This is a genomic window from Aeoliella mucimassa (assembly GCF_007748035.1).
Classification (GTDB): Bacteria; Planctomycetota; Planctomycetia; order Pirellulales; family Lacipirellulaceae; genus Aeoliella; species Aeoliella mucimassa.
In genome coordinates, this window is sequence record NZ_CP036278.1 from 1,519,883 (window position 1) to 1,541,342 (window position 21,460).

The window sequence follows — 21,460 nt, forward strand, 5'->3', positions numbered from 1 at the left end:
CAACCTGGGTAGGGTGAATGGCGTCGCGGTTGGGTGGGCGACTGGCCACGATTGGCCAAGTCGAAACCGCGAGTGACAGGGAGTAGTGTCGAACGGAGTGGGCTGTATTCGCTCGTCACATTGTAAGTGGTTGTCCGATACAGGTGTCAAGCAGAATTAGGCCTTCTGACGAAAGATAGTCGAAATTATCGACGTCATCGTTTTCGACTTTGATAATCGGGGGAAACAGCGCACCCCCCTGAAGAGAGGAGTTACAAGAAACCAAAAAATGGTTGCCGCATTCCTACACTTTTGGCGCAATGAAGTTACGCATTTGAGTCATGCGAATGGAGGCCGCTTACTAGAACCTACGCGCTTCGATTAACGTCGAATCGTTGCGTCTTCACCAACGGCTGCGGCAGAACTTGGTTCAAGATCGAATGCATCGTTGGGGGAAGCATCCGTGGAGAATACCTCTTTCGATGCAAAGTCGCCTGCACTCGAAGGATCGTGCGAACGAAGCAGGTCCTGCCATTCGATATCTTCGCGGGCGTGGACGCGCAGCGCAGCGTCGGCGATATCGGGATAGAACTCTGCCAGGCGAGCAGCAACCTGCAGCGGCTCGATGCCCAAGGCCATTGCACCTACTACGTCGGTCATGGTAGTTGATTCGTAGCTGCCCATTTCGGCAACCTGGCTGGCCACGGCGCGGGCCAGCGGGGAGCTCTTCGACCCAATTTCAAAAGTTGCTCGCTTGTACTTGGGAGCCGGCAAACTTTGGCTAAGCCGCTCAAAGAGTTCTTCTGGGGTGTCGCACAGGTCCACGAAGCTGAACGCGCAAGATTTCAGGTGGAAACCTGTTTTCTGGTCAACCGCTTGGCAATTGGCGAAGACGGAAGTCGCAACGGGATTCGAGGCTTCCAGTACGATTTGTTCGGCGATCGACACAAGGGTCGTGTTCTTCCGATTGCCGCGCTGGCTCGAGGGGATGATCATCCAGTAGACCGATTGGAAAGGAGCCTTGTCGCTCTCAAACCGCTCAGCAGGACCTGTCGGCGATGCAGCTCCGCTGTTGCCATTTTGCTGGGAGTGGGTCAGTTCGGTCAGAAGCGAATATGCATTTACCAGTGGCAGCGAATCGGTAGTACCAGCAACCCGCTCAGGTGTCACCAGCATGGCATCCACTCGAATTGAGATACCCAGGTCGCCGGCGAGCGACTTTGCTGCGTTGCCCAGGTCGATCAGGATGCCGCTGCCGGTACCGCCGCCGGTGCTAGCTATCACGACCACCCGTAACTGCTTGGCATCAGGATTCGATTGCATCAAGGCAAACAAGCTGGCATACATCCGGCTGAGTATTTGCTCCGCATGGTCCACCGCAGCAATGCGACCCAGAGGACGATAGCCGCGGGTTTCTAGTGAACGCGGAATGTTGTACAGCCAGCGACGACTCAGCCAGCGGAGTAGCTGTTGAGAGTCGTCGCGATACTCCTTGGGACGCTTCAGCGGCATGTGAATCATGTTATCCGGCGAAAGCGATCCGGCACCTTCAAGGTAGGCGGCTTGCTTCAGCGTCTCGCGATCGGTATCGATCGCCAGAAAATTAATCGGCAATGGATTGGGCGAATCTTCCCCATCGATTGTGGCCACCAGCGCCCGGGTAGCATTCATGGCATTCAGGCCCAGACCACCGGCACCCACTACCAGAGTTGGTATCGCTACCGCAGAGGCTTCATTGATTTCAGGGAGTGAGATGTCCTTCACCCCTTCGTCGTGCGATAGGTTAGCGAGCTCGTCTCGGGACCAGGACGACGAAGCCGTGTCGTTGGCCGGGGCGGGATGGGTTTCTACTACTGGAGCGACGACAGGTGATGTAGGTACTGCGGTATTCGATGGCTTGACGATCGACGAAGTCGCGCCAGGACGCGCGGCAGCGGATTGCCGGGTGGGGACGTGCGCAGCTTCGGAGGTTAGTGCAGCCACGAACTCCCGGCACGAGTTGTAACGTTGCTCCGGGCGTTTTGCGAGCGCCTTGGCTACCACGCGACGATCCGATTCGGCCAGGCTGTGCAGGATCGGTTCGGCTTGTGTGTGTTGCTTCGCGAGTTGGGCGGGAGTACGGCCAGGGAATGGCAACTGGCCTGTGAGCATCTGTTGATAGACGATCGCCAGGCTGTATTGATCACTGCGAGGCGAGGGAGCATCGTCAAACACTTCCGGCGCAGAGTATCGCGGGGTCATGCCACCCATCATCGAGTTCATCGACCGCGTTGCGAGTTCCTTCACCAGGCCGAAGTCGCCCACTTTTACGTGCTCGCCAACCACTAGCAGGTTTTCGGGCTTGATGTCCAAGTGTTGCAGCTTGTGCCGTTCTACCAGGCAGTCAAGCGCTTCAGCAGCATCCCGAAGATAAACAAGTAATTCGTCTCGAGGAATGCCTATGCGACCCGATTCCTGATTCTTGCGGAAGCAGGCGTCGAGGCTCATGTCGGCTAGTTCGGTGACGATGATCAACCGACCGTCGACAATCTCAAATCGTTCCAGCGAAATAACGAATGGGTGACGAACCGAACGGATGCGTTCGAGGCTCTTTAATTCACGCTCGGCAAGCTCTTCATCGCAAAGGCCGAACACAATCTTCACCGCCTTCTCGACACCGCCAGGGGCTGTGGCCCGCCAGACTTCGCCGTAGCCGCCGGAGCCAATGCGTTCAGTTGCTACGTAGCCATCCGGTAGTTGGACGCTAGGAGCAATGGTGGTCGTCGTTTCGGGGGCCGCTTCCATATCAACCGCTCTGCTAAATCGTAACGAAGAGAAGTGTTGTCGCTGGGCAATCGTTGGCTTGCCTACGCTACGAACTGAGCGCGGCCAGCATCGGGGCGTGGGCAGACGAGGCCGACTCGCTCTGCACCACAGAAATACCCAGATCACGACAGGCGATTTGGTCCTTCTCTGAAATTCCAAGTGGTAAAACAACTCGTATGCCTTGGGCAACGCAAGCCGCATTCACAATCTCGAGCCGCTGCAAGCGACGCGATTGATCGGCAATATCTCGGACCACTTGCGAGGCTAACACAAGATAGTCGGGAGGGGCGGTATCCATCGACTCGATGCAACCACCGCCGCCAGCGAAGTCGTGGAACACGATAGTGTGACCCAGTTCGCGGAGCGAATGCAGGATGCGGTGCGAGTCAGGAGCCGACGAGACCCAATCCCACGACATGCCGATTCCCAGTCCTTGCGACGGTTTGAGCGAAACCGCCACTTCGTCGAGTGCGTCGGCGGTATGCGGATTGAGGGATTCGCGGTGCGTGATATTCAGCAATAGATTGCCTGGTTGGCCGAGCGAAGCAAAATGCTCGGCTGCCAGATGCCAGCCCATCAGCTCGAGTCGCGAAGCAACGCGAGTCGGCAGCTTGGCATCGCCCTGAACCATCGACTCGTCGACGGGCGGCAATATCCTGGCGGCTGTCATCAATGCAGCACCACTTGATGGATCGGTAAAGTAGCTCCAGCCAATCGGAATAGCTTGCAGCAATAACGCTTCGTTCATGCTGCGCACCGCGGCCAGTTCAGGCGTAGTGCCGGGCAGCACGATCGACGGCTTCTTGCGCGGCAGCGGCTTGGTAAGCGTGCGTTGCAAACGTCCCAGCGAGGTGCATACGAACGTAAGTTCCACGTCGGCGATGCTTAGCGTGTCGCCATCGACTATTGGCGATTCACGAACGGAGCGCCCATTGAGCGCCGTTCCGTTAGTACTTCCCAGATCTCGCACACAGTACCCTGTTGGGGCACGCACGATCTCGGCGTGCTCTCGCGAAACCGATGTGGAGTTGATTTGGAACGATGCAGAGGCCGACCGACCAATCACAAATGGAAATTGGTCGATGTCTACGGTTTGAAGCTTGGTGCTGTCGAGTGGGTAGTACTCGAATCGCGGCCGTGCATCTTCAGCGGGTGGTGATGACGAAAACACCTGATACAACCTCTGATATAGATTTGGGGCAAGTGGACGGGAAGGCGCAGTAATCCAACGGCGCGGGGCTTCCCGGCTACGAAAACTCTAGCTTATTAGAACTCGTTGGGCGTGGTAGCCAGATGTAAATGCTAGACTCTAGTGTTGTGCATGAGCGAAGAACCTGAACCCTGGGGAGCCGCCTTCTCGTGAGCACCGCTACTACTGATTTGCGTGTCACAATCGTTTCAGCCGATCGAGAGTTGCTTTCCGACTTGTCGTGGACGCTTTCGATCTTTGGTTACCACGTGACCGCTACCTGCGATTTCAGCGACGAAAGCCCTTGCCGTCGTGAACAAAAGCCTGGATTGTTGCTGGTGGATACCCGCGACAATCCGGAGTTGGCTGACTTGCTGACGCAGCCAACGTCGCCTAGTTACGTCTATCGCATCGCCATCGAAACCGCCGAAGCAACCGAAAAGGTACTGCTAAAGGGGGCCGACGACGTAGTTGGTTACCCCGTAAATACAGGTGAGTTGCTAACCCGTATGCGAGCCGGTGTCCGACGTTTGGAATTTGAGAACCGCCTGCTTCGTTATGCGAAGTGCGATCCCGATACCGGTATCCTGACCCGGAACGCCCTCGTACAAACCCTACAATCGGCCAACGCGTCGCATCCCCCCCAATCATGCGTGGCTTTCGGTATTGACTATAGCGATCAGCTTCGTGAACAATACGGAGTGCACGCGATTCGGCATCTGCGATCGACTTTGGCCCGCTGCATCGAACGGCGGTTAACCAACACCGAAACGTGCGGTGTGCTTGGTGATTACAGCATGCTGGTCGCGCTCGACCGTACGAAGGACGCCGCCCGCGAGTTTGCCAAAGCCATTACCGGCGATTTCTCGATCAGTGATACGTTGGTTCGCGAAATTCGGTCAGTGCCCACCATTTCGGCCGCTGTGGTCGAATGGAACAGCGAGGCTCCGGCCACCGAGTTGCTTGATCGTTGCGAATCGACCCTCGAGCAGGTGCACTATTTTGGTGGCGATCACATTGCGATGGCTTCCGAGGTACAGCAACGCATCGCCGAATGGCGGAGCGATCTCGACGAAGGGGTACCGTTTGAGAATGTGGTAGCCCAGGATCTGATGGAGTTGTTCCCTGCGATTCTCACCTGCGAGGAAGCTGCCCAGAACTTCGAAGCCGCGTTGCCAACCCCCGACTTGCAGCTACCTTGCATGCCGGTGGTGGACGAGGAGGGCAAACTGGTTCGGGCGCTACAGTTCTCGAGCTTTTATCATCCCACCGACTCCTCCGGAGCGAACAAACTGCACACGGTGGAATATAATCAGCCGCTAAGCGACTTGTTCGAAGCCTTTAATTCGAGCGAAAGCGATTACTTGGTAGTCGTCGACGATCAATTCCGTCCGCTCGGCTATCTGACCTGCGAAGGTTTAGCCAGCCTGGTGCTCGATCAAGTGAATGCGTCGCGTTACGCTGCCGAAGATAACAGCGATCGACACACTGCATCGCTCGTCGTGCCAGTGGTACCGATGCGTCCCAATGCCCACGCCAAGGCCACGGCAACCTAAGACAAGTTGCCGCGGTTGCATTGTGAGCGTGGTGAGCTAACTCGAAGAGCTTGCGACCGGGGTGCGCCTATGCCCTGCGCGAGAACACACTCGTTGCAGGTGAATAGTCCTATTAGCTAGAGCGTTTTCAAAGTTGCCACTCCGGCGGATAACTTGCTGAACCGCCGGAACAACGACTGCCACGCAATTAGGTGGATCTGCAGCTTGCACTAGCGGGCAGTTATTTGCTTACTCGGTACCAGCCATGGCGGTGAAGTAATTGTTAACCGCGTGGTCGAGAATCTCTGGGGTTGCGACCGGGGGGATCTCGTTGTATTCGCAGTAGTGCAACGCTTGGTCGAGCAGGTCGCGGGCCTGGCACCGACGCAGAGGCCGATTGCACGACTCGTAGTGTCGCGCCAGCAAGTACTCCAGTGCATCGGGAGGGCAGGAGACCTTCAGCTTCTTCGAGAAGATGCCGAACAGCTTGACGAACTCTTCCCGTGATGGGGCACCGACCTCGATCTTGAACGGAATACGTCGCAAGAACGCGTCGTCGGCCAAATCGTGGGGTTCAAGGTTGGTAGAGAAGATAATCAGTTGCTCAAATGGCACTTGTATCTTTTTGCCATTCGCCAGGCTCAGGTAGTCGATGCGGTTTTCGAGCGGAACAATCCACCGGTTCAATAATTCGGTGGGGTTCACGCGTTGCCGGCCAAAGTCGTCGATCAGCAAGCTACCGCAGTTACTCTTTAGCTGCAGGGACGCTTCACTAATATGGCTTACCGGATCGTGCTTGAGTTCCAGGCTATCCATCGTGAGTTCACCACCGACAACGACCGTGGGGCGGCGGATTCGCACCCATCGTTGATCGTGTTCGTGGGTTTTCAGCAAGTTCGATAGTTGCGAACCAACCCGTTCGTGGCAAGCTGCGTCGTAGAGCTTGATAATCTGGCCATCTTCGATAATGGCGTACGGGATCAGAATGTTCTGTCCGAAGCACCGAGTAATACGCTGGGCGACGGTGGTCTTGCCGTTGCCAGGCGGACCGTAAATGAACATGCCTTTGCCAGCGCTAATCGCTGGGCCGAGTTGGGCGAGCATCTCGGGTTCGACGTTAATGTCCGAGAACGCTTCTTCTAACTGAGGGCGTTTTGGCTTCTCGGAGCGAATCGTCTGGGCTTCGACCGAATCGACATAGTCTTCCAGTGGCACAGGAGCCGGGCCAGTGTAGGCCGAGTCTTGCATCGCCAACCTTGCCCGCTCGCGACCTTTGTCGGTCAGCTGATAAACATAGTCACCAAGCATGGCCGAGCCAGTTGGTGCAATGTGTTGCCGATTACGAAGCACGGTGAAACGGTCTTCGAGAATCGGCAGCGGCAAGCAAATTAACTCGGCAACTTGACGACCGGTCATCGAGCCAGCGTTTTGCACTACTTTCAGGATCAAGTCTTCGATTACCGCACCGCTCAAACCGGTTTCTTCCAGCGAGCGAGGTTCAGGCGGCAAGAATCCATTGTCTAGGCCCAACGCTGCGACCAAGCTCTTGTCGGTCGTCTTGGCTTTACCACCAAAATCGGGAGGGGTCGCCGAGGGGCCAGGAGTCGGTGCGGACGGAATGGCCGAAGGGGCCAGCGTAGTCGATGGGGAAGGGCCTGCCATCGGAACCGGTGGATCGAAATCTGGATCGGGCGCGGCAACTGGCGGCATCGTCGGCGACTCGCTAACCGCTTCCTCACTGCGGGGAATGGTGCAGTCTTCCACCGCTTCCAACGGGGAAGCCGCTGGCGGCGGTTCCGTTGCAGGGCGGCCAATCGGAGAGGTCATTTGAATGTTGCCAACCGGCGCTACTTCAGCAGCAGTCGGTCGGGCGGCGGTCATCGCCAGTTCTTCTTCCTGTTTCGCGGTGAGGTTGCGGCTGAGCTGCCAACCAAAGTTGGTAAGCTCAAATCGCTTGGGCCCGCCAGCCTGTCGCACCAGTTGCATTTCAATCAGGTGCGGAATGGCCTCCAGGCACTGCATGGCGTACGTGGGATTCGCAGGATCGAAAAGCTTGTCGTTGCCAGAACGGATCGCAGGCCCGCGTGTATCGGATCGGTTCGCGATTTCGAACGCGCCGCGATTCTTGGCAGCCATTTGAACGATTGCCTGTTCCTCGGCAAGCAGGTTTTCTGCGTGTTCTAGCGTGTGCATGGGGGGCGAGTCTCGCGTAAGTGCTGAGCCAAAAAAGACCTCAGCCAAAGCGTACCTCACCATTGTCTATTCGACCTGAGGTCGACACACAGAGTCGGCTGAAGAGGCGTGGTATAACTGGCCAACCAATACAATCGCGCCAGTCGTTACCGTTTGCACTCAGGCACTATTCGCAGTTCCGAGACCTAGTTGGCGGAGATTGGAGCCACCAGGGCTTCCATCAATAGGTCGGTGTTGACCGGCTTTGGGAACCAATCGTTGACTCCCTTCGAGCCAATTTCCAGGCCGTTTTCTTCGGGCGAAGTGCCGCTTACCGCAAACACGTAAGCTTGTTGATGTTGCAGATTGGCCCGGATCTGGCGAACTGTCGCAGCACCATCGCACCTCGGCATATGCATATCGACCAGGATCGCCCGTGGAGTATCGTGTCTATTTAGGTACTCCAGGGCTGCTTCCCCGTCCGGCACGGTGGCAACCGAAAACCCTTTGATGCGGAGGAGGTTGGCCAACAACTCACGTTCGTTGTCCTGATCCTCTACAAGCAGCACCGTACGAGTGTCTTCGGTGGTCAGGCGGTTGCTGGTAGACGGATCGGGGCGGCGAAGCACGCGATTTTCGTCTAGTCGTCGAAGCGATTGCTGAATCTCGTGAAATGTATCCTGAGCGTCGTCGACCAGATTCATCCGCAGTTGTTCTCGTAGCAAATGCACGCCCACCGATACCGCATGCAGCTCGTTACGAATCGAGTGTCGCACTTCTCTAGGCAACCGCAGAAACTCTTCCCGCACCAACTGCGTATTTACTGCTTGGGAGGGATCTACCTCATCGCGGACGATACGGATTTGCGGCGGCGCGTCGATACCCACTTTGGCCGAGCCCGATTGAATTCGGATAAAATGAATCGTGATTCCGATTTCAGGAAACGAGATTTTCTCATTCGCTCGACGGGAGAAAACTAACATGAGCGAACTTCTTTCTGATCAACGCGCGACTCGACAGCGTTGATGCATTGAAGGCCATTGAACACAAAAGAACTGTGCACTAATGAACCTGGGTATCCGGGCACGGTTTGCGATGCGATCACTCGTGATCACAGTGTAGAGCGTTTGTGATAGCTGTCAAATGGAAATCACGCGTCGATACACTAGTTGCTCGGTGGGCGATTGCTGGTGCTAAACGATGATTGTGGCTCGTCGGAAAGGTACGAGGAGATCGCCACTAGCACTTCGTTTGGATCCAGCGGCTTCACGAGATGTATATCGAAGCCAGCGGTCAAGGCTTGTTGACGATCGCTCTCGCGTCCGTAGCTCCTGAGCCAGCGAATCAAGGAATTGATAGATGGAGCTCCCGCGATATCCTAGTTGGGCGTCTGTTATCTTGTTCCATCACCTGAGTGGCTGCTCTGATGATAGACGTGAATCCTCGGATAGAAAATTACGATAGAGGAACATGGCGCCGATGTCGGTGGAACGGGACAGGTTGGCGAGTTCGACAGAGTGTTGAGTCAACTCATTGATCTTTCGCCGGATATATGGCGTTGACTTTACACGGTTCTTTGACCGCAGTAAGCAGCGACTATTTCGTGAACTTTAAGATCTATGATGCGCTGCGTGACTTGATCGCCTGGATGGAATAACGCGAAGGAGGGGGAAGCACTGCAAGGATTCAATGTGCTTCATCTGGCACTGATCAGGACTAGCGATCACATCGAGCACACCGATTACGATAGCCCGACCGCGGATATCAGCAGCCAGCGATGAGAAGAAGATATCGATTGGCAGATTGAGACCACCAGTGAGCACCTAGTTGGTAAGTACTAGGTGGCCATTCGAACCTATTCAATTCTTCTTTAGTGGCATATTATCGATTGTATTTGCCTCGGCCATAACCGAATCGCGAACTCGATAATACTTATCGGATTAAGCCCGGCCAGCCGTTCGTCGATCGTGCTCTTAGAGTCCGGCGACAATCGCTGGCTGGCGGAATGGTTGCCTAGGAAAGGGTTGCCGTAAGTCGGAAGTTGGTGCTGCGTGACGTCACTGTCGGGCGCGTCGAAAGACGACACCAGGAATTCATTCCCCACAACATTCGAGAACGCAATATCTAACCGATTCTATTTGCTAGGCCCAACCCCAGTTTTCCATGTTTTGTGGCCAGCCGGTCCAGACTCCCCACCCGCTGTGGCAGGCGGGCCGCTCTTATGCGAGAATAAACCGCACTGCGTCGATGGGCTTTTGCAATCAGGGAGATAGATACGTGACGGTCGAGGTTCGGCAGGTCTCCGACAGTCGGCAAGCGATTGCCGATTTCATCGCGGTGAGTAACAGCGTGTACGCCGGCGATCGGCACTACACCAAGCCCACTCGCAAATCGGTGGAGCGTAGCCTCACACGGCCCGAGTTTGCCGGCCGCCAGCGGTGCTTCCTGGCCGAACGCCAAGGCAAGTTCGTTGGCCGACTCGTCGCCCGGTTGCCAGCGGAAGATTCACAGGCCGTTGGAGAGTCATCGGTATTGCCGGCGACCATCGGCGACTTCGAATCGCATAACGATCCGCAAGCGGCTGTCGCCATGTTGCTGGCGGCGGTTCGCTGGCTCCGCGAACAAGGTGCGACCGAAATCATCGGGCCGATGGAGGGCGACACCTGGCATCGCTATCGCTTGGTCACGGGGCCGTTCGACGATCCTCCGTTTCTGATGGAGCCCTACAACCCAGCTTACTACCCTGCGTTATGGCAGCAAGCGGGATTCGCACCGTTCGAAACCTATCACTCGAAGAAGCTCGAAGATGTTCGCACGGCCCTCGAGCGATTTGAGCCCATTCACCAGCGAGCGGTGAATCGCGGGTTTGTGCTTGAGCCGTTTCGTGTTGACCAGTTCGAGAGCGAACTCGAGCGACTCTATCGTTTGTCGCTTGCCATCTTCGCTGCCAACAAGTTGTACTCACCAATTTCGGCCGACGAGTTCTTCAAGCTATACGAATCGGCCCGCTCGCTGCTCGATCGCCGACTGGTTTGGTTCGCCTGCTCGCCTGAGGGAGAAGACGTGGGGTTCGTATTTGCGGTGCACGACTACCACGACGCGGCTGTCGCCATGCGAGGGCAGGACGGTTGGTTGGCGAAGCTGCGGTTCGTGATGCACAAACGCCGAGCCAAGGCGATCAATATCAAGTCTCTAGGCGTGGTGCCTGGTCAGCGGCATTCCGGATTGGGGGTCGCCCTGGTCGCGCAGGTGTATCGTGAGATGCTCGGCATGGGCTTCCAGCGGGCGAATCTCTGTTTGATTCACGACGACAATCCCTCGAGCCGGCTCGACGCGGGGCTCGGTACCATGCTTCGCCATTACACTTTGTACAAATTCGAAGGGGCCATTTAAGTGCAGGACGACAAGGCCAACGTGGTGAGCCTGCTGAAAGCAGCCGCGGAACGCAACGCCGACCGACAGGCGATTGTCATGGGCGACGGGGCCGACTCTACCCAGCGGATCACGTTTGGCGACCTCTGGAGTCGTGTCGATCGCGTCGGGGCTGGACTCTCCAAATTGGGCATCGAACAGGGCGATCGCGCGGTGATCATGATTCCCATGTCGATCGACCTCTACACGTTGTTGTTGGCGGTGCTCAAGATCGGGGCCGCAGCCGTGTTTGTCGACCCTTGGATCTCCCGGCAACAGATCGCCCGCTTCGCAGCCTTCTCGGAGCCCAAGGCCTATTTCGGCATTGGCAAAGCTCATTTGCTGCGGTGGATGGATTCGCAGCTTCGCCAGATTCCCCTCACGGTCACTACCGGCAATCGTTGGGGTGGATGGGCGGCTCGTCACTCGCTGGAGGAACTCCTAAGCACCGCAGGCGATGGTCGCATCGCCGGTGTCGAGGGAGACGATTCGGCACTTATTACGTTCACCACCGGGTCAAGTGGCGAGCCGAAAGGGGCTAATCGTACGCACGGCTACCTGCTGGCGCAGCACGCCGCGTTGCAGCATGAGTTTCCATACCACGATTCCGACATTGACCTGACAATGTTCCCCGTGTTCGCGCTCAACAATCTGGCGAAGGGCATCCCGACGATTGTTCCCGAAATCGACTTTCGCAAGGTGGCCGAAGCCGATGGCGGGGCGCTGGTGAATCAGATCGCACGTGAGCAAGTTGCCACCATCACCGGCTCGCCGCCGTTGATCGATCGTATGTGCAAAGCTCTAGTAGGAAGCAGTCCGCCGAGCTCGCTCCGCCGGATCCTGGTCGGTGGGGCACCGGTTAGCGATGCTCAGCTGACGTTCTGGCAGCAGCGACTGCCGAACGTCGAAATCGTGGTGGTCTACGGCTCGACCGAAGCTGAGCCGGTCGCCCATATCCCTGCTGCCGAACGCTTAGAAATCGCGAGCAACCCAGTCGCCAGCCATGATGGATATTGCGTCGGCAAGCCGACCGATTTGTTGCAGTCGAAAGTCATTCGAATTGTCGACTCGCCGGTCCAACTCAACGAAAACGACTGGAGCGACTGGCAAGTACCTGCTGGAGAGGTGGGCGAGCTGGTGGTAACCGGCGAGCACGTAGGCCGCGACTATTTTCGCAACCCCCAGGCGGTCGCGGCGAACAAAATCGTCGATCGCCATGGAACCATTTGGCATCGGATGGGCGACACCGGTTACTTCGATCACCTGGGGCGTTTCTGGTTGGTCGGTCGGGTGCATTCCACGATTCGCCGCGACGGGGTGTTGGTGCATCCCCAAGTGGTCGAGCAAATTGCTGCAGGCGATCCCGTGGAACAGGTGGCCGCCTTGGGAATCGAAGATGCGGTGCATGACGAGCGGCTGGTAGTGGTTGCGAGCATTTCGCGGGCTACCGACGCTGCTGCCCGCACAATTGCCGATCGGCTTGCCAAGCGGGGTGTTGAGTGGGACGAGATCGCCTTGACCGAAGGGCGTTTGCCCGTCGATCCGCGACATAACTCAAAAATCGACTATGCCCGACTGCGCACGGAGCTAGAGTCGAGCAGGGCCAGCCGCGACTTTGTCCGGTGGAAGCCGAAAGACTTGCGAAATACGTAGCTAGACTCAAGGGGGAATGATCACGTGTCGGATCGCGAACTTACCGCGGAAACTCCCTTTTGGCGGCGATTGCTCGCCTACGCCGACGAGCGATTTCCGCTTGTTGGGCATGGGGTGCTGATCGTCAGCTACTATTCCTCGAACTCGCTGCTCGCTCAGGTGCTCACCAGTCGCGACGAATCGCTGCACTACAACCGCAGTTCGTTGATGGGAGCGATCGTGCTGTTCTGCTTTTTCTTCCATTTACGAGTGTTCGACGAGCACAAGGACTATGCCGACGATTGCCAGTATCATCCCGAACGGGTGCTGCAGCGGGGGCTGGTGACTCTTCGCCAACTCACGTTGCTCGGTATCGCTGCGATTGGCATCGAACTCGTGCTGGCCGGGCTATGGCAACCGCTCGGCAAGCCAGCCGCGCTGGTGGCAGTGAGCGTGGCGCTCGGCTATTCGCTGTTGATGCTGAAGGAGTTCTTCTGCAGCCGCTGGCTCGGCGAACGATTCATCTGGTACGCGGTGTCGCACATGCTGATCATGCCGCTACTGGCGATGATTCCCTTCAGCTTTTCGACGGGAGAGTACCTGTGGAACGCGCCGCCATGGTTTTGGTGGTACGCGTTCGTGGGATTCTTTGTGACGTTCAACTGGGAGATCTCGCGAAAGATCCGCGCCCCCGAGGCCGAGATCGAGGGAGTCGATACCTACAGCAGCCTGTTTGGTCCCCGCGTGGCCGCAACCACGGTGCTGGTGATTCGCGTAATCGACACCGGCATGGTGGCCGCGGTGGGATATCATTTGCAACTTAGTATGTGGTTCTACCTGGCGTTGATCGTCATGTTTCTTGCCACACTCACCAGCTACGTGGCCTTCATTCGCCAGATGACCGCCAAGGCGGCCAAGCACCTCGAGCGAGTCGCCGGGCTGTACATCATTGCCTTCGACCTGGCCTTGGCGATCGAATTGATTCGTAAGTTCGGAGTAACCTTCACGTGGTAAACTCGCCCGATTCCTCACCATTGCTTGTCACTCCCCAATTGCCAACCACCGACGTACTGCTGGTGGGAGGCAAAGGACTTCGCCTGCTCGACCTAACCGCTGCTGGTTTTCAGGTCCCCTCATTCGTGGTAGTGCCCGCCAGCGCAGCAGCCAATGCGTTGGAAGCCGATACTCAACTCGCATCGCTGCTCGATGAGCTGCAAAAACTGACGCCTGAGAGTCAGCAGCTGGCTGAACTGGCTGAGCGGATTCGACAGCGGATTGTCGAGTTACCGCTGCCAAGTGAGTTGGAGCAAGCGTTGGACAAATCCGTCGAGTCGATGGCACCGAGTCACTTGGCGGTTCGTTCGTCGGCGGTCGACGAGGATGCTGCCGATTTGTCGTTCGCCGGTTTGCACGACTCGTTCCTATTCCAGCAGGGCGTCGAGCAGGTGCGTCAGGCGGTAAAACGTGTGTGGGCGTCGGCTTACAACGAGCGGGCGCTGGCCTACCGGTTAGGGCACGCGGGGCAGCGGGGGATCCGCGTGGTACCGATGGCGGTGGTCGTGCAGCAGATGATCGACGCCCGCACCAGCGGGGTCGCATTTACCTGTCATCCCGCGACGTACGACACGTCGAAAGTCGTGGTCTCGAGCCTGTGGGGAGCGGGCGAGGGACTCGTAAGCGAAGGGCTCGACGCCGATACGTTTGTGGTCGACAAACAAACCAACGCGATCACCAGCGAGCTGGCCGAGAAGCCGGAACGCATGGTGCTCGATGCCGCGACCAACGCTGGGCTGCGCCGCGAGCCGACGCCGAGTGAACTTCGCACGCACGCGAGTCTTACCGAGAGCGAAATCGGGCACGTTACGCAGTTGGCGATCGATCTAGAGAACCGCTATCGCCAGCCGCAAGACCTGGAGTTTTGCTTCGATCACGCGGGGGAACTCTACCTGCTGCAAGCCCGACCCGTGGCCGGCGTGCCGGAGTATGGCCCTGCGGCGGGGCATCCACTGTTGTGGGACAACTCGAATATCATCGAAAGCTACAGCGGTGTCACCAGTCCAATGACGTTCAGCTTCATTCGTCGGGCGTACACGATCGTGTATCACTGCTTCGCCGAGGTGATGGGCATCTCGCAAGACGTGGTCCGCCAGAATCGCGGTACGTTCGAGAATATGCTGGGGCTGCTTCGCGGCCGCGTGTACTACAACCTGAAAAACTGGTATCGGCTCATCCGCTTGTTCCCTGGCTACCAATACAACAGCCGGGCGATGGAGTCGATGATGGGCGTGAAAGAGGCCTTTACGCTCGACGAGCCAGAGCCCGAAGCGAGCTTCTTCAATAAGTGGTTCGTCGAGTTTCCCAAGCTCATCGCGCTGCTCGTGCGTTCGACATGGAACTTCGCCCGCATTAAGACGATCGTCGGGCGGTTCGAAAGTAACTTTCACGAGCACTACGATCGCTGGCGGAAGATGGACTTCGAGAGCTTGCCGCCGCACGAGTTGATGAAACTCTACTACGAGATGGAGTCGGCCCTGCTTTGGAATTGGAAGGCGCCGATCATCAACGACTTCTACGTGATGATCTACTTTGGGCTGTTGCGGAAGCTCTCGAAAAACTGGTGCAAGGACGAGTCCGACTCGCTGGGCAACGACCTGGTATGCGGCGAGCCTGGCATCGAGAGCGCCGAGCCGGCCAAGTTCCTGCTCCGCCTTGCCCAGCAGTCCAGCGGCAACCCAGAGCTCCGCGAGATGATCCTCCACGACCCCGTCGAGTCGCTCCCCGCCCGCGTGGCCAGCCGCGACGATTGCCAGGCGTTCGAGGCTGAGATGCAGCGGTATCTCGACCTGTATGGCTTCCGCTGCATGAATGAGCTGAAGCTCGAAGAGTACTCGCTGCGCGATCGTCCGCACGTGGTCTATCAGATGCTCCGCAATTACCTGGCCCTCGACGATCCGGCCGCACTCGATGTCGCAGCGATGCATCGTCGCGAGCAGCAAATCCGTAGCACCGCCGAACAACGCGCGGCCGAGTCGCTGAAAGGCAAACCGATCAAGCGGTGGTTGTTCACGCGGGTGCTCAAACGGGCGCGGCTGGGGGTGAAGAACCGCGAGAACATGCGTTTCGCCCGCACCCGCATCTACGGGGTGGTCCGCGAGCTACTGCGGGCGATGGGGGGCCGTTTGGCCGAGGAGCAGCTGCTTGAGAATCGCGAGGATGTCTTCTACCTGACGCTCGACGAAGTGTGGGACTACGTGAAGGGGACCGCGGTCACCACGGACCTGGCCGAGCTGGCCGGGCTTCGCCGACGCGAGTTCGATCGCTACCGCGACGAGCTGCCAGCCCCCGACGAACGGTTCACCACCCATGGCATGGTGTACCATCGCAACGAGTTCCGCCAGCCCGAAGACCTCGCGACCACCAGCGACGATAGCCAACTGCGGGGCATCGGTGTCTGCGCCGGCGAAGTCACCGCCGAGGTGAAAGTGATCGCCAACCCTTCGGACAACGTGCAGCTCGCCCGTGAAATCCTGGTTGCAGAGCGAACCGATCCGGGCTGGGTTCCACTCTATCCAGCGGTCTCCGGCATCCTCATCGAACGCGGCAGCGTGCTCTCCCACTCCGCAGTGGTGGCCCGCGAGATGGGAATCCCCACCGTCGTCGGCATCCGCGGCCTGCTACATCGAGTCAAGTCGGGCGACACCGTGCACATGAACGGGAAGTCGGGCGTCGTCGAGGTGATCGACACGGGGAGCGACTCGGCAACTCAGTCGTAGGTGGTAGTAAAGTCATCTCGCGAGAGATCGCTGCAGGATCGGGGGCGGGCTCGCTGGGGGACGGGAGTTGTAAAGAACCATGATGCGTTTCTTGGAGAATCCCATCATGTCTCTTTCAAGGAAGTGTTACTCAGTGGATACCCGACTGTATTTGAATTGAATCTACGCTCTAGCGTGCAGTGCATCACTAGAGCGATAAAGAAACCGGCTAGAAGCATTTGTGTAGAGGGTTCGGGAACTACTGTGCCATTGAGGGTAAATCGGAAATTGACAAGACCTTCTCGTCCACCGGTGTTTCGCAAGTCATACCATTCTGTACCCAATTGCCGTCCGATATATGCAGGAATAGCTACTTCGGTATTATTTAGCACCGCGGCCCCTCGTCCTTCGGCTTCAAACAGGCCGCTTCCAAACACCAATGCGTACCAGCCTGGCGCAAGGTTGAGCTCCAAGTCGCCATAAACGTCATCCGACAACAGGGGCACGGTGATGAGTGTGGTGCCAAGCACGTCTGGCGTGGAGAGGTCGTTTGAATTGGGAAAATCGGTCGGCCCTTCTAACGCGACGATGGCACCGAAGACGGTGTCTGCTTCGCTGTAGGGCCCAACGAAGTGACCTCCGATCGAAGTCGTCACAACATTCTGCGTCAACTCGAATCGTACTCCTTGGAACACATAGGGATTTATGTTTGCCCCTGGCACGATCTGCGAACTCACGTCCTCCCGCGGAATCCCCGTGGTACCCAATGTCGCGCTCTCATAAATGATGGCAGCGGTAACGTTTGAGCTAGTGATCAACAGAACGACTGTCAGTAGGTATTGATATTTCATTCCTATTTTCTTCCATGGGTTCTCAGGAATTACCCCCACTATCCAACGAACTTCACCTGTTTTAACAAGACGGTTTCAAGGAGACAATTCCGATGAACTGTGTTGCCAGCATCGCAGGTCCGTATTGGGGATAGGATAGTGTAAAAATGCCGGTGTGCGGAATCGCGTCAACTCGCGATTCACCAACTCCCTAGCGTGGGCTCAACAGCGGAATGAGCCCGCTGGCTTGCATTGCCGCGCACGCGGCCATGGCGAGGGCGATTGAGAGATGTCGCCGGGCGACTAGCGCGGGGCGCTGCGTGTGCGGGGCGTAGCCCATGAAGAGTCGGTCGTGCCAGATGCAGGCGATCGCGGCAATCGCTAGCAGTAAGACAGCGAACTGCAGCGTCATGCCGATTTCGCGGATCCACAGTGGAACTGCGATGGCGCCCGTCGCCAGCAGCGAGATGCCAGCGCACCACACGGCCATCGGCACCCCTCCGGTCCGTCGCCGGCGAATCTCGCCATGCCAGAGGTTTTGCACCAGCACCATCAGGCACCCTCCCACGAACGCAGCGTACAGCAAGTCGTACGCGTACGTGCGATCGGCAATTGCGCACAAATCGCCAGCGGCCGCCACCAGCACCACAGGCAATACCATGTGCAGCATGGCCCGCGCCCGCAGCGGCCAAGTTGGCGGCAGCCAGATGCAGACGAGCGAGCTAACGACCACCGCGCTCAACAGCGGCAATGCCCAATCGAACGAAGCCAACGCCCAGCAGCCGTAGACCGCGAGCATCAGCGTCAGGGTCGCCCCCACGTTGAGCGCCCGCGAAAACATGCCGAGCACTCCGACGATCAGGCAGGCGGACGAGAGACTCAGCACCTGGTAGTAGGCTTCGTTTTCGGCCGCGCCGGTGAGTCGCGAGAGCACCATGTAGGTGCCAAGCGGTACCCACAGGTTGTCGCGCCCGTGACGCGAGATCGCTTCGAACAGTGTTACCAGAATCGCGGTGACTACCGCAATCGGCAACCGATCGTAGAACGATGGCAATGTCGCTTCGTTGCTGAGCACCAGTGGCAATCCAATCGCCACGAGCGCGGCCAGAAAGAACGTGAGCGAGCCTTCGAGCGATCGCTTTTCGTCGTCGACCTCGTACAGAATCCGCCCGTACCGCTTGCCAACCAGCGCGGCTAGGGCGTCGGCCACGGCCAGCGCGAGCAGCGATGCGGCGTAGAGCCAGGGACGCTCGTGGGCGAGCCAGAAGAGTGTGAAGACCATGGCCGGATAGTACTCGACTCCGCGCGATTTGCGCTCGACGCCATGCAAACAGCGGAGCATGCCAAGCGAGCGACTTGCCACGAACAGCACCGTGAGTCCTATCGCGAGCACCCCCACGGTCCAAGGCGAACGAAGCAACCAGGGAAAGCTCAGGCAGATCAGCCCACCCACTAGATGCACCAGCTTGCGAGGGCGCTCCGGTGCGGGGCTGGCGAGTACGGTCCAGGCTTCGGCAATCACCAGAAGCAACACGAAAGCCCCGCCGAGCAGCGCCGCAGGAAGTAGGTCGGCCTGCCAGTCCATCAAATGGCTTCCTCTACGACGAATCGACTGTAGAAGAACGCGCGGTCGCGAGCAAACAACTCACTCGCCAGCTCGTTGCGAGGTTCCCAGCGATCGGCCAGCGATTCGGGCCGAGTCCGCGGGGCGAGCATGTTCCAGTAGGCCATCCTGCCATGAGGACGGCACTTGTCGCGGAGCAGCGAGAAAATCTGCTCGCACAGTTGGTCGTCGAGGTATTCGAAAATGTCCGACAGGTTAAAACCATCGAAACCCGCGTCGCCATGTTGTTCGGCCGCTTGCTGGATGGTGCCATCGACTAGCATGAGCCGATCGAGCCCTTCGCGCACCTTGTCGAAATTCTCTCGTCGCAAGTAGCGGGGCAGGGCGGTGCGGTAGTTGCCGAACAGGATGTAATCGAGATACGGATTGTCGTGCGTCGTGAGTTCGGTAAGGGCGTACTCCGCCCGGGCGAGGATGCGATCGGCCACGCTCCCTTCGACGTAACGAAAGAACTCGGGATCGCGCCCCAAGCGGCCCATCACGGTGCGACTGAAGAACACGCGAAACATCCACCGCCAACGCCAGGTGTTCCACTGTCGGTCGTAAAACGTCCGTCGACCGCTGGCGTCTTTCTCTTCCACCAACGCTTCCACGCGGCGGCGGCTATGCACCCACGGCAGCACCCGCTCGCGGAAGAGATGAAAGTACCGTTCGAACTTGCCAACGTGCGAGATGCCCCGCTCGATCCACTCGGGGTGCGCCTGCCAGTAGGCTTGCACTTCGGTGGGAAGCTGCGGCTTCAAGCGATCGAACGTCGCCAGGCGGGAGTCGTCGTCGTGGATGCCGAGGAAGCGCAGCAGTGGTTCGTAGTCCAACTCGCGAAACGCTGCGCGGCGCAGCTCAACGCAGGCGAGTTGCGCGCTACTGAGATCGGCCGCTACCACTTCGGCCCCTTCGGCCAGCAGCGCCAGGGCGTTGTCGCCGGCCGACGCGATCGACAGCATCCGCGCACCCGGGCGTGGGTTCAGTGCCGTGCAGAGGATGTCGGCATCTTCCCAACAATTGGCGTAACGCACGCCCGAAAAGTCGACTCGCTCATTCAGTTGCTTGGGCATCTTCAATTCAATTCAAACTAACACGGGAAGGTACCGTTGTTCCAAGTCGAGGGCGAAGCGGACATCGCGGGCCCTACGACTTCTTTTTTCGACCATAACTCGCGTGGGCCTGAGCAAAGTCGCCGGCCGACATCGAACCAATGATCGAAACTTCGCCGCTCAGCACTGTTGCAGCGATAATCTCGGCCAGTTTCGGGGCGGTGCCTTCGCCCACACAGCCGAGCATCTGCAGGCACTCCCGCGCGGTCGGCAGGTGGGTGCCACCCCCCACGGTACCACAAATCACGTTCGGAAGCGTGACCGAAACGTACAGTTCCCCGTCGTCGGTCAGGTCCATCCGCGTCGCCCCAACGCTGGCCTCGGCTACGCAAGCTACGTCCTGCCCGCAAGCGATAAAGATGGCAGCCAGCGCGTTTGCGTAATGGCCATGCACGCCGATCGAGCCGCTTTGGATGCCCCCCAGCACCGAAATCTGCCAGTAGCGGAACATCGCCTCCGGCGTGGTGTGCAGGTACCGCCGCACCAGTGGTTCGGGCAGCACGCACTCGGCGATGGTCTTCTTGCCGCGGGCGGACAAAAACGCGAGCATCGTCGCTTTCTTGTCGCCCGATAAGTTGCCTTCGATGTACCACCGCGTTGGTGTCACGCTGTTGCGCTCAAGTATCGTGCGGCACACGGCTTCGGTCGCCAGCGTTACCATGTTCTGCCCGCTCGCATCGCCTGGGAAGAACTCGAGGATGAGATATAGCTCCTTGCCCAGCAGCGATGGTCGTAGATTCAGCAGCCGACAATGCCGCGAGGTGCTCTCGACCGCCTGCTTCAACTCGTCGATCTGCTGCAGCACTTGCGCGAGGAACGCACCTGCGGTGGCCGCCCGGTCGAACACAAAGCAGGGGCTGCGAATCACCGACTCGGTCAGGCACGACGCGGTGCAGCCACCGGCTTGATTCACGACCTGCGCGCCGCGCTGGTAGGAGGCCACTAGCGCCCCTTCGGTGGTGGCCATCGGCACGTAGAAGTCGCCAGACGCGAAGGCCCCATTCACCCGCAGCGGTCCAACGATGCCGACCGGCACCTGGGCCAGGCCCACGTAGTTTTCGATGTTGCCTTCGAGCGTTTCAGGATCCATCCGGTCGTCGGACCCGCAAAGCTGATCGATCGCAATGCCTTGCTCGCGTAGGATGGTCCGTCGAGCCTCGATGGCCTCGGGAGTCTTGGCCGCCGAGTGACGAAACCGCGGCGGCAATGGCTGCTCTTCTGGCAACCGAGGACGATGCCGCTCGCGAAGCGCCTCGGCGTCGCCATCGGCCAGCAGCCGCTGAAGAATGAGCAAAGATTGTTCGCTGTTCTGAGCCATCGCCTAGAGTCCCCTCGAAAAGGTATGTGTCGCCAAGCGTTCATGGTGACAACTGCCCGATGGGCTGTCTAGTAACAGGGGCGAAGCTAGTGTTGACTTGTGCTTGCAGGTTCAACGGA

At 58.3% G+C, this 21,460-nt stretch carries 13 protein-coding genes and 1 pseudogene; 5 read left to right on the plus strand and 9 right to left on the minus strand.

Annotated features, from left to right (window positions below; translation table 11 throughout):
• Positions 1-360 precede the first annotated feature (360 nt).
• The 3 genes and pseudogenes from Pan181_RS06130 to Pan181_RS26860 form a co-directional block, all read right to left on the minus strand.
• Positions 361-2,763 carry a protein kinase domain-containing protein gene (locus tag Pan181_RS06130; RefSeq protein ID WP_197528966.1) on the minus strand — a complete coding sequence of 801 codons (2,403 nt, stop codon included), beginning with the start codon at positions 2,761-2,763 and terminating at the stop codon, positions 361-363.
• Between the two features lie 67 nt (positions 2,764-2,830).
• Positions 2,831-3,658 (minus strand): EAL domain-containing protein, encoded by an 828-nt coding sequence (locus tag Pan181_RS06135; protein WP_197528967.1) that lies wholly within the window; start codon positions 3,656-3,658, stop codon positions 2,831-2,833.
• Between the two features lie 18 nt (positions 3,659-3,676).
• Positions 3,677-3,955, minus strand: a pseudogene (locus Pan181_RS26860) (FHA domain-containing protein); the annotation flags it as partial.
• A 188-nt stretch (positions 3,956-4,143) separates the two neighbouring features.
• Between Pan181_RS26860 and Pan181_RS06140 the strand changes: the two are divergent.
• On the plus strand, positions 4,144-5,529 hold the full coding sequence (locus Pan181_RS06140) for a hypothetical protein (protein WP_145245991.1): 1,386 nt from the start codon (positions 4,144-4,146) through the stop codon (positions 5,527-5,529).
• Between the two features lie 228 nt (positions 5,530-5,757).
• Here Pan181_RS06140 and Pan181_RS06145 read toward each other — a convergent pair whose 3' ends face one another.
• Both Pan181_RS06145 and Pan181_RS06150 read right to left on the minus strand, forming a co-directional pair.
• Complete coding sequence (locus Pan181_RS06145) at positions 5,758-7,701, minus strand: ATP-binding protein (RefSeq protein WP_231943766.1); 1,944 nt, start codon at positions 7,699-7,701, stop codon at positions 5,758-5,760.
• Positions 7,702-7,886: 185 nt separating this feature from the next.
• Positions 7,887-8,663, minus strand: a complete 777-nt coding sequence (locus Pan181_RS06150; RefSeq protein ID WP_145245993.1) for a response regulator — start codon at positions 8,661-8,663, stop codon at positions 7,887-7,889.
• Positions 8,664-9,957: 1,294 nt separating this feature from the next.
• Here Pan181_RS06150 and Pan181_RS06155 point away from each other — a divergent pair.
• The 4 genes from Pan181_RS06155 to Pan181_RS06170 are packed head-to-tail and all read left to right on the plus strand — an operon-like array spanning position 9,958 to position 16,496.
• The gene (locus Pan181_RS06155) at positions 9,958-11,073 is read left to right on the plus strand and encodes a hypothetical protein (RefSeq protein ID WP_145245996.1); all 1,116 of its coding nucleotides are present in this window, start codon (positions 9,958-9,960) and stop codon (positions 11,071-11,073) included.
• On the plus strand, positions 11,074-12,744 hold the full coding sequence (locus tag Pan181_RS06160; protein ID WP_145245997.1) for an AMP-binding protein: 1,671 nt from the start codon (positions 11,074-11,076) through the stop codon (positions 12,742-12,744).
• A 24-nt stretch (positions 12,745-12,768) separates the two neighbouring features.
• On the plus strand, positions 12,769-13,737 hold the full coding sequence (locus tag Pan181_RS06165; protein ID WP_145245998.1) for a UbiA family prenyltransferase: 969 nt from the start codon (positions 12,769-12,771) through the stop codon (positions 13,735-13,737).
• Positions 13,731-16,496, plus strand: a complete 2,766-nt coding sequence (locus Pan181_RS06170; protein WP_145245999.1) for a PEP/pyruvate-binding domain-containing protein — start codon at positions 13,731-13,733, stop codon at positions 16,494-16,496. The genes Pan181_RS06165 and Pan181_RS06170 overlap by 7 nt, the downstream gene beginning before the upstream one ends.
• A gap of 104 nt (positions 16,497-16,600) precedes the next feature.
• Here the strand turns inward: Pan181_RS06170 and Pan181_RS06175 are convergent, their stop codons facing one another.
• The 4 genes from Pan181_RS06175 to Pan181_RS06190 all read right to left on the minus strand — a co-directional run bounded on the left by Pan181_RS06175 (position 16,601) and on the right by Pan181_RS06190 (position 21,341).
• Positions 16,601-17,326, minus strand: a complete 726-nt coding sequence (locus tag Pan181_RS06175; RefSeq protein WP_145246000.1) for a hypothetical protein — start codon at positions 17,324-17,326, stop codon at positions 16,601-16,603.
• Positions 17,327-17,516: 190 nt separating this feature from the next.
• The gene (locus Pan181_RS06180; protein ID WP_145246001.1) at positions 17,517-18,890 is read right to left on the minus strand and encodes a diacylglycerol/polyprenol kinase family protein; all 1,374 of its coding nucleotides are present in this window, start codon (positions 18,888-18,890) and stop codon (positions 17,517-17,519) included.
• Positions 18,890-19,984 carry a DUF3419 family protein gene (locus Pan181_RS06185; RefSeq protein WP_145246002.1) on the minus strand — a complete coding sequence of 365 codons (1,095 nt, stop codon included), beginning with the start codon at positions 19,982-19,984 and terminating at the stop codon, positions 18,890-18,892. Before Pan181_RS06185 ends, Pan181_RS06180 begins: the two co-directional genes overlap by 1 nt.
• Positions 19,985-20,057: 73 nt before the next feature.
• Positions 20,058-21,341 (minus strand): hydroxymethylglutaryl-CoA reductase, encoded by a 1,284-nt coding sequence (locus Pan181_RS06190; protein WP_145246003.1) that lies wholly within the window; start codon positions 21,339-21,341, stop codon positions 20,058-20,060.
• Positions 21,342-21,460 lie beyond the last annotated feature (119 nt).

Excerpts from the sequence above, each read along its gene's own strand:
- Pan181_RS06130 (WP_197528966.1), bottom strand. The coding sequence starts at position 2,763 with ATGGAAGCGGCCCCCGAAACGACGACCACCATTGCTCCTAGCGTCCAA.
- Pan181_RS06145 (WP_231943766.1), bottom strand. The coding sequence starts at position 7,701 with ATGCACACGCTAGAACACGCAGAAAACCTGCTTGCCGAGGAACAGGCA.
- Pan181_RS06150 (WP_145245993.1), bottom strand. The coding sequence starts at position 8,663 with ATGTTAGTTTTCTCCCGTCGAGCGAATGAGAAAATCTCGTTTCCTGAA.
- Pan181_RS06175 (WP_145246000.1), bottom strand. The coding sequence starts at position 17,326 with ATGAAATATCAATACCTACTGACAGTCGTTCTGTTGATCACTAGCTCA.
- Pan181_RS06180 (WP_145246001.1), bottom strand. The coding sequence starts at position 18,890 with ATGGACTGGCAGGCCGACCTACTTCCTGCGGCGCTGCTCGGCGGGGCT.
- Pan181_RS06185 (WP_145246002.1), bottom strand. The coding sequence starts at position 19,984 with ATGCCCAAGCAACTGAATGAGCGAGTCGACTTTTCGGGCGTGCGTTAC.
- Pan181_RS06190 (WP_145246003.1), bottom strand. The coding sequence starts at position 21,341 with ATGGCTCAGAACAGCGAACAATCTTTGCTCATTCTTCAGCGGCTGCTG.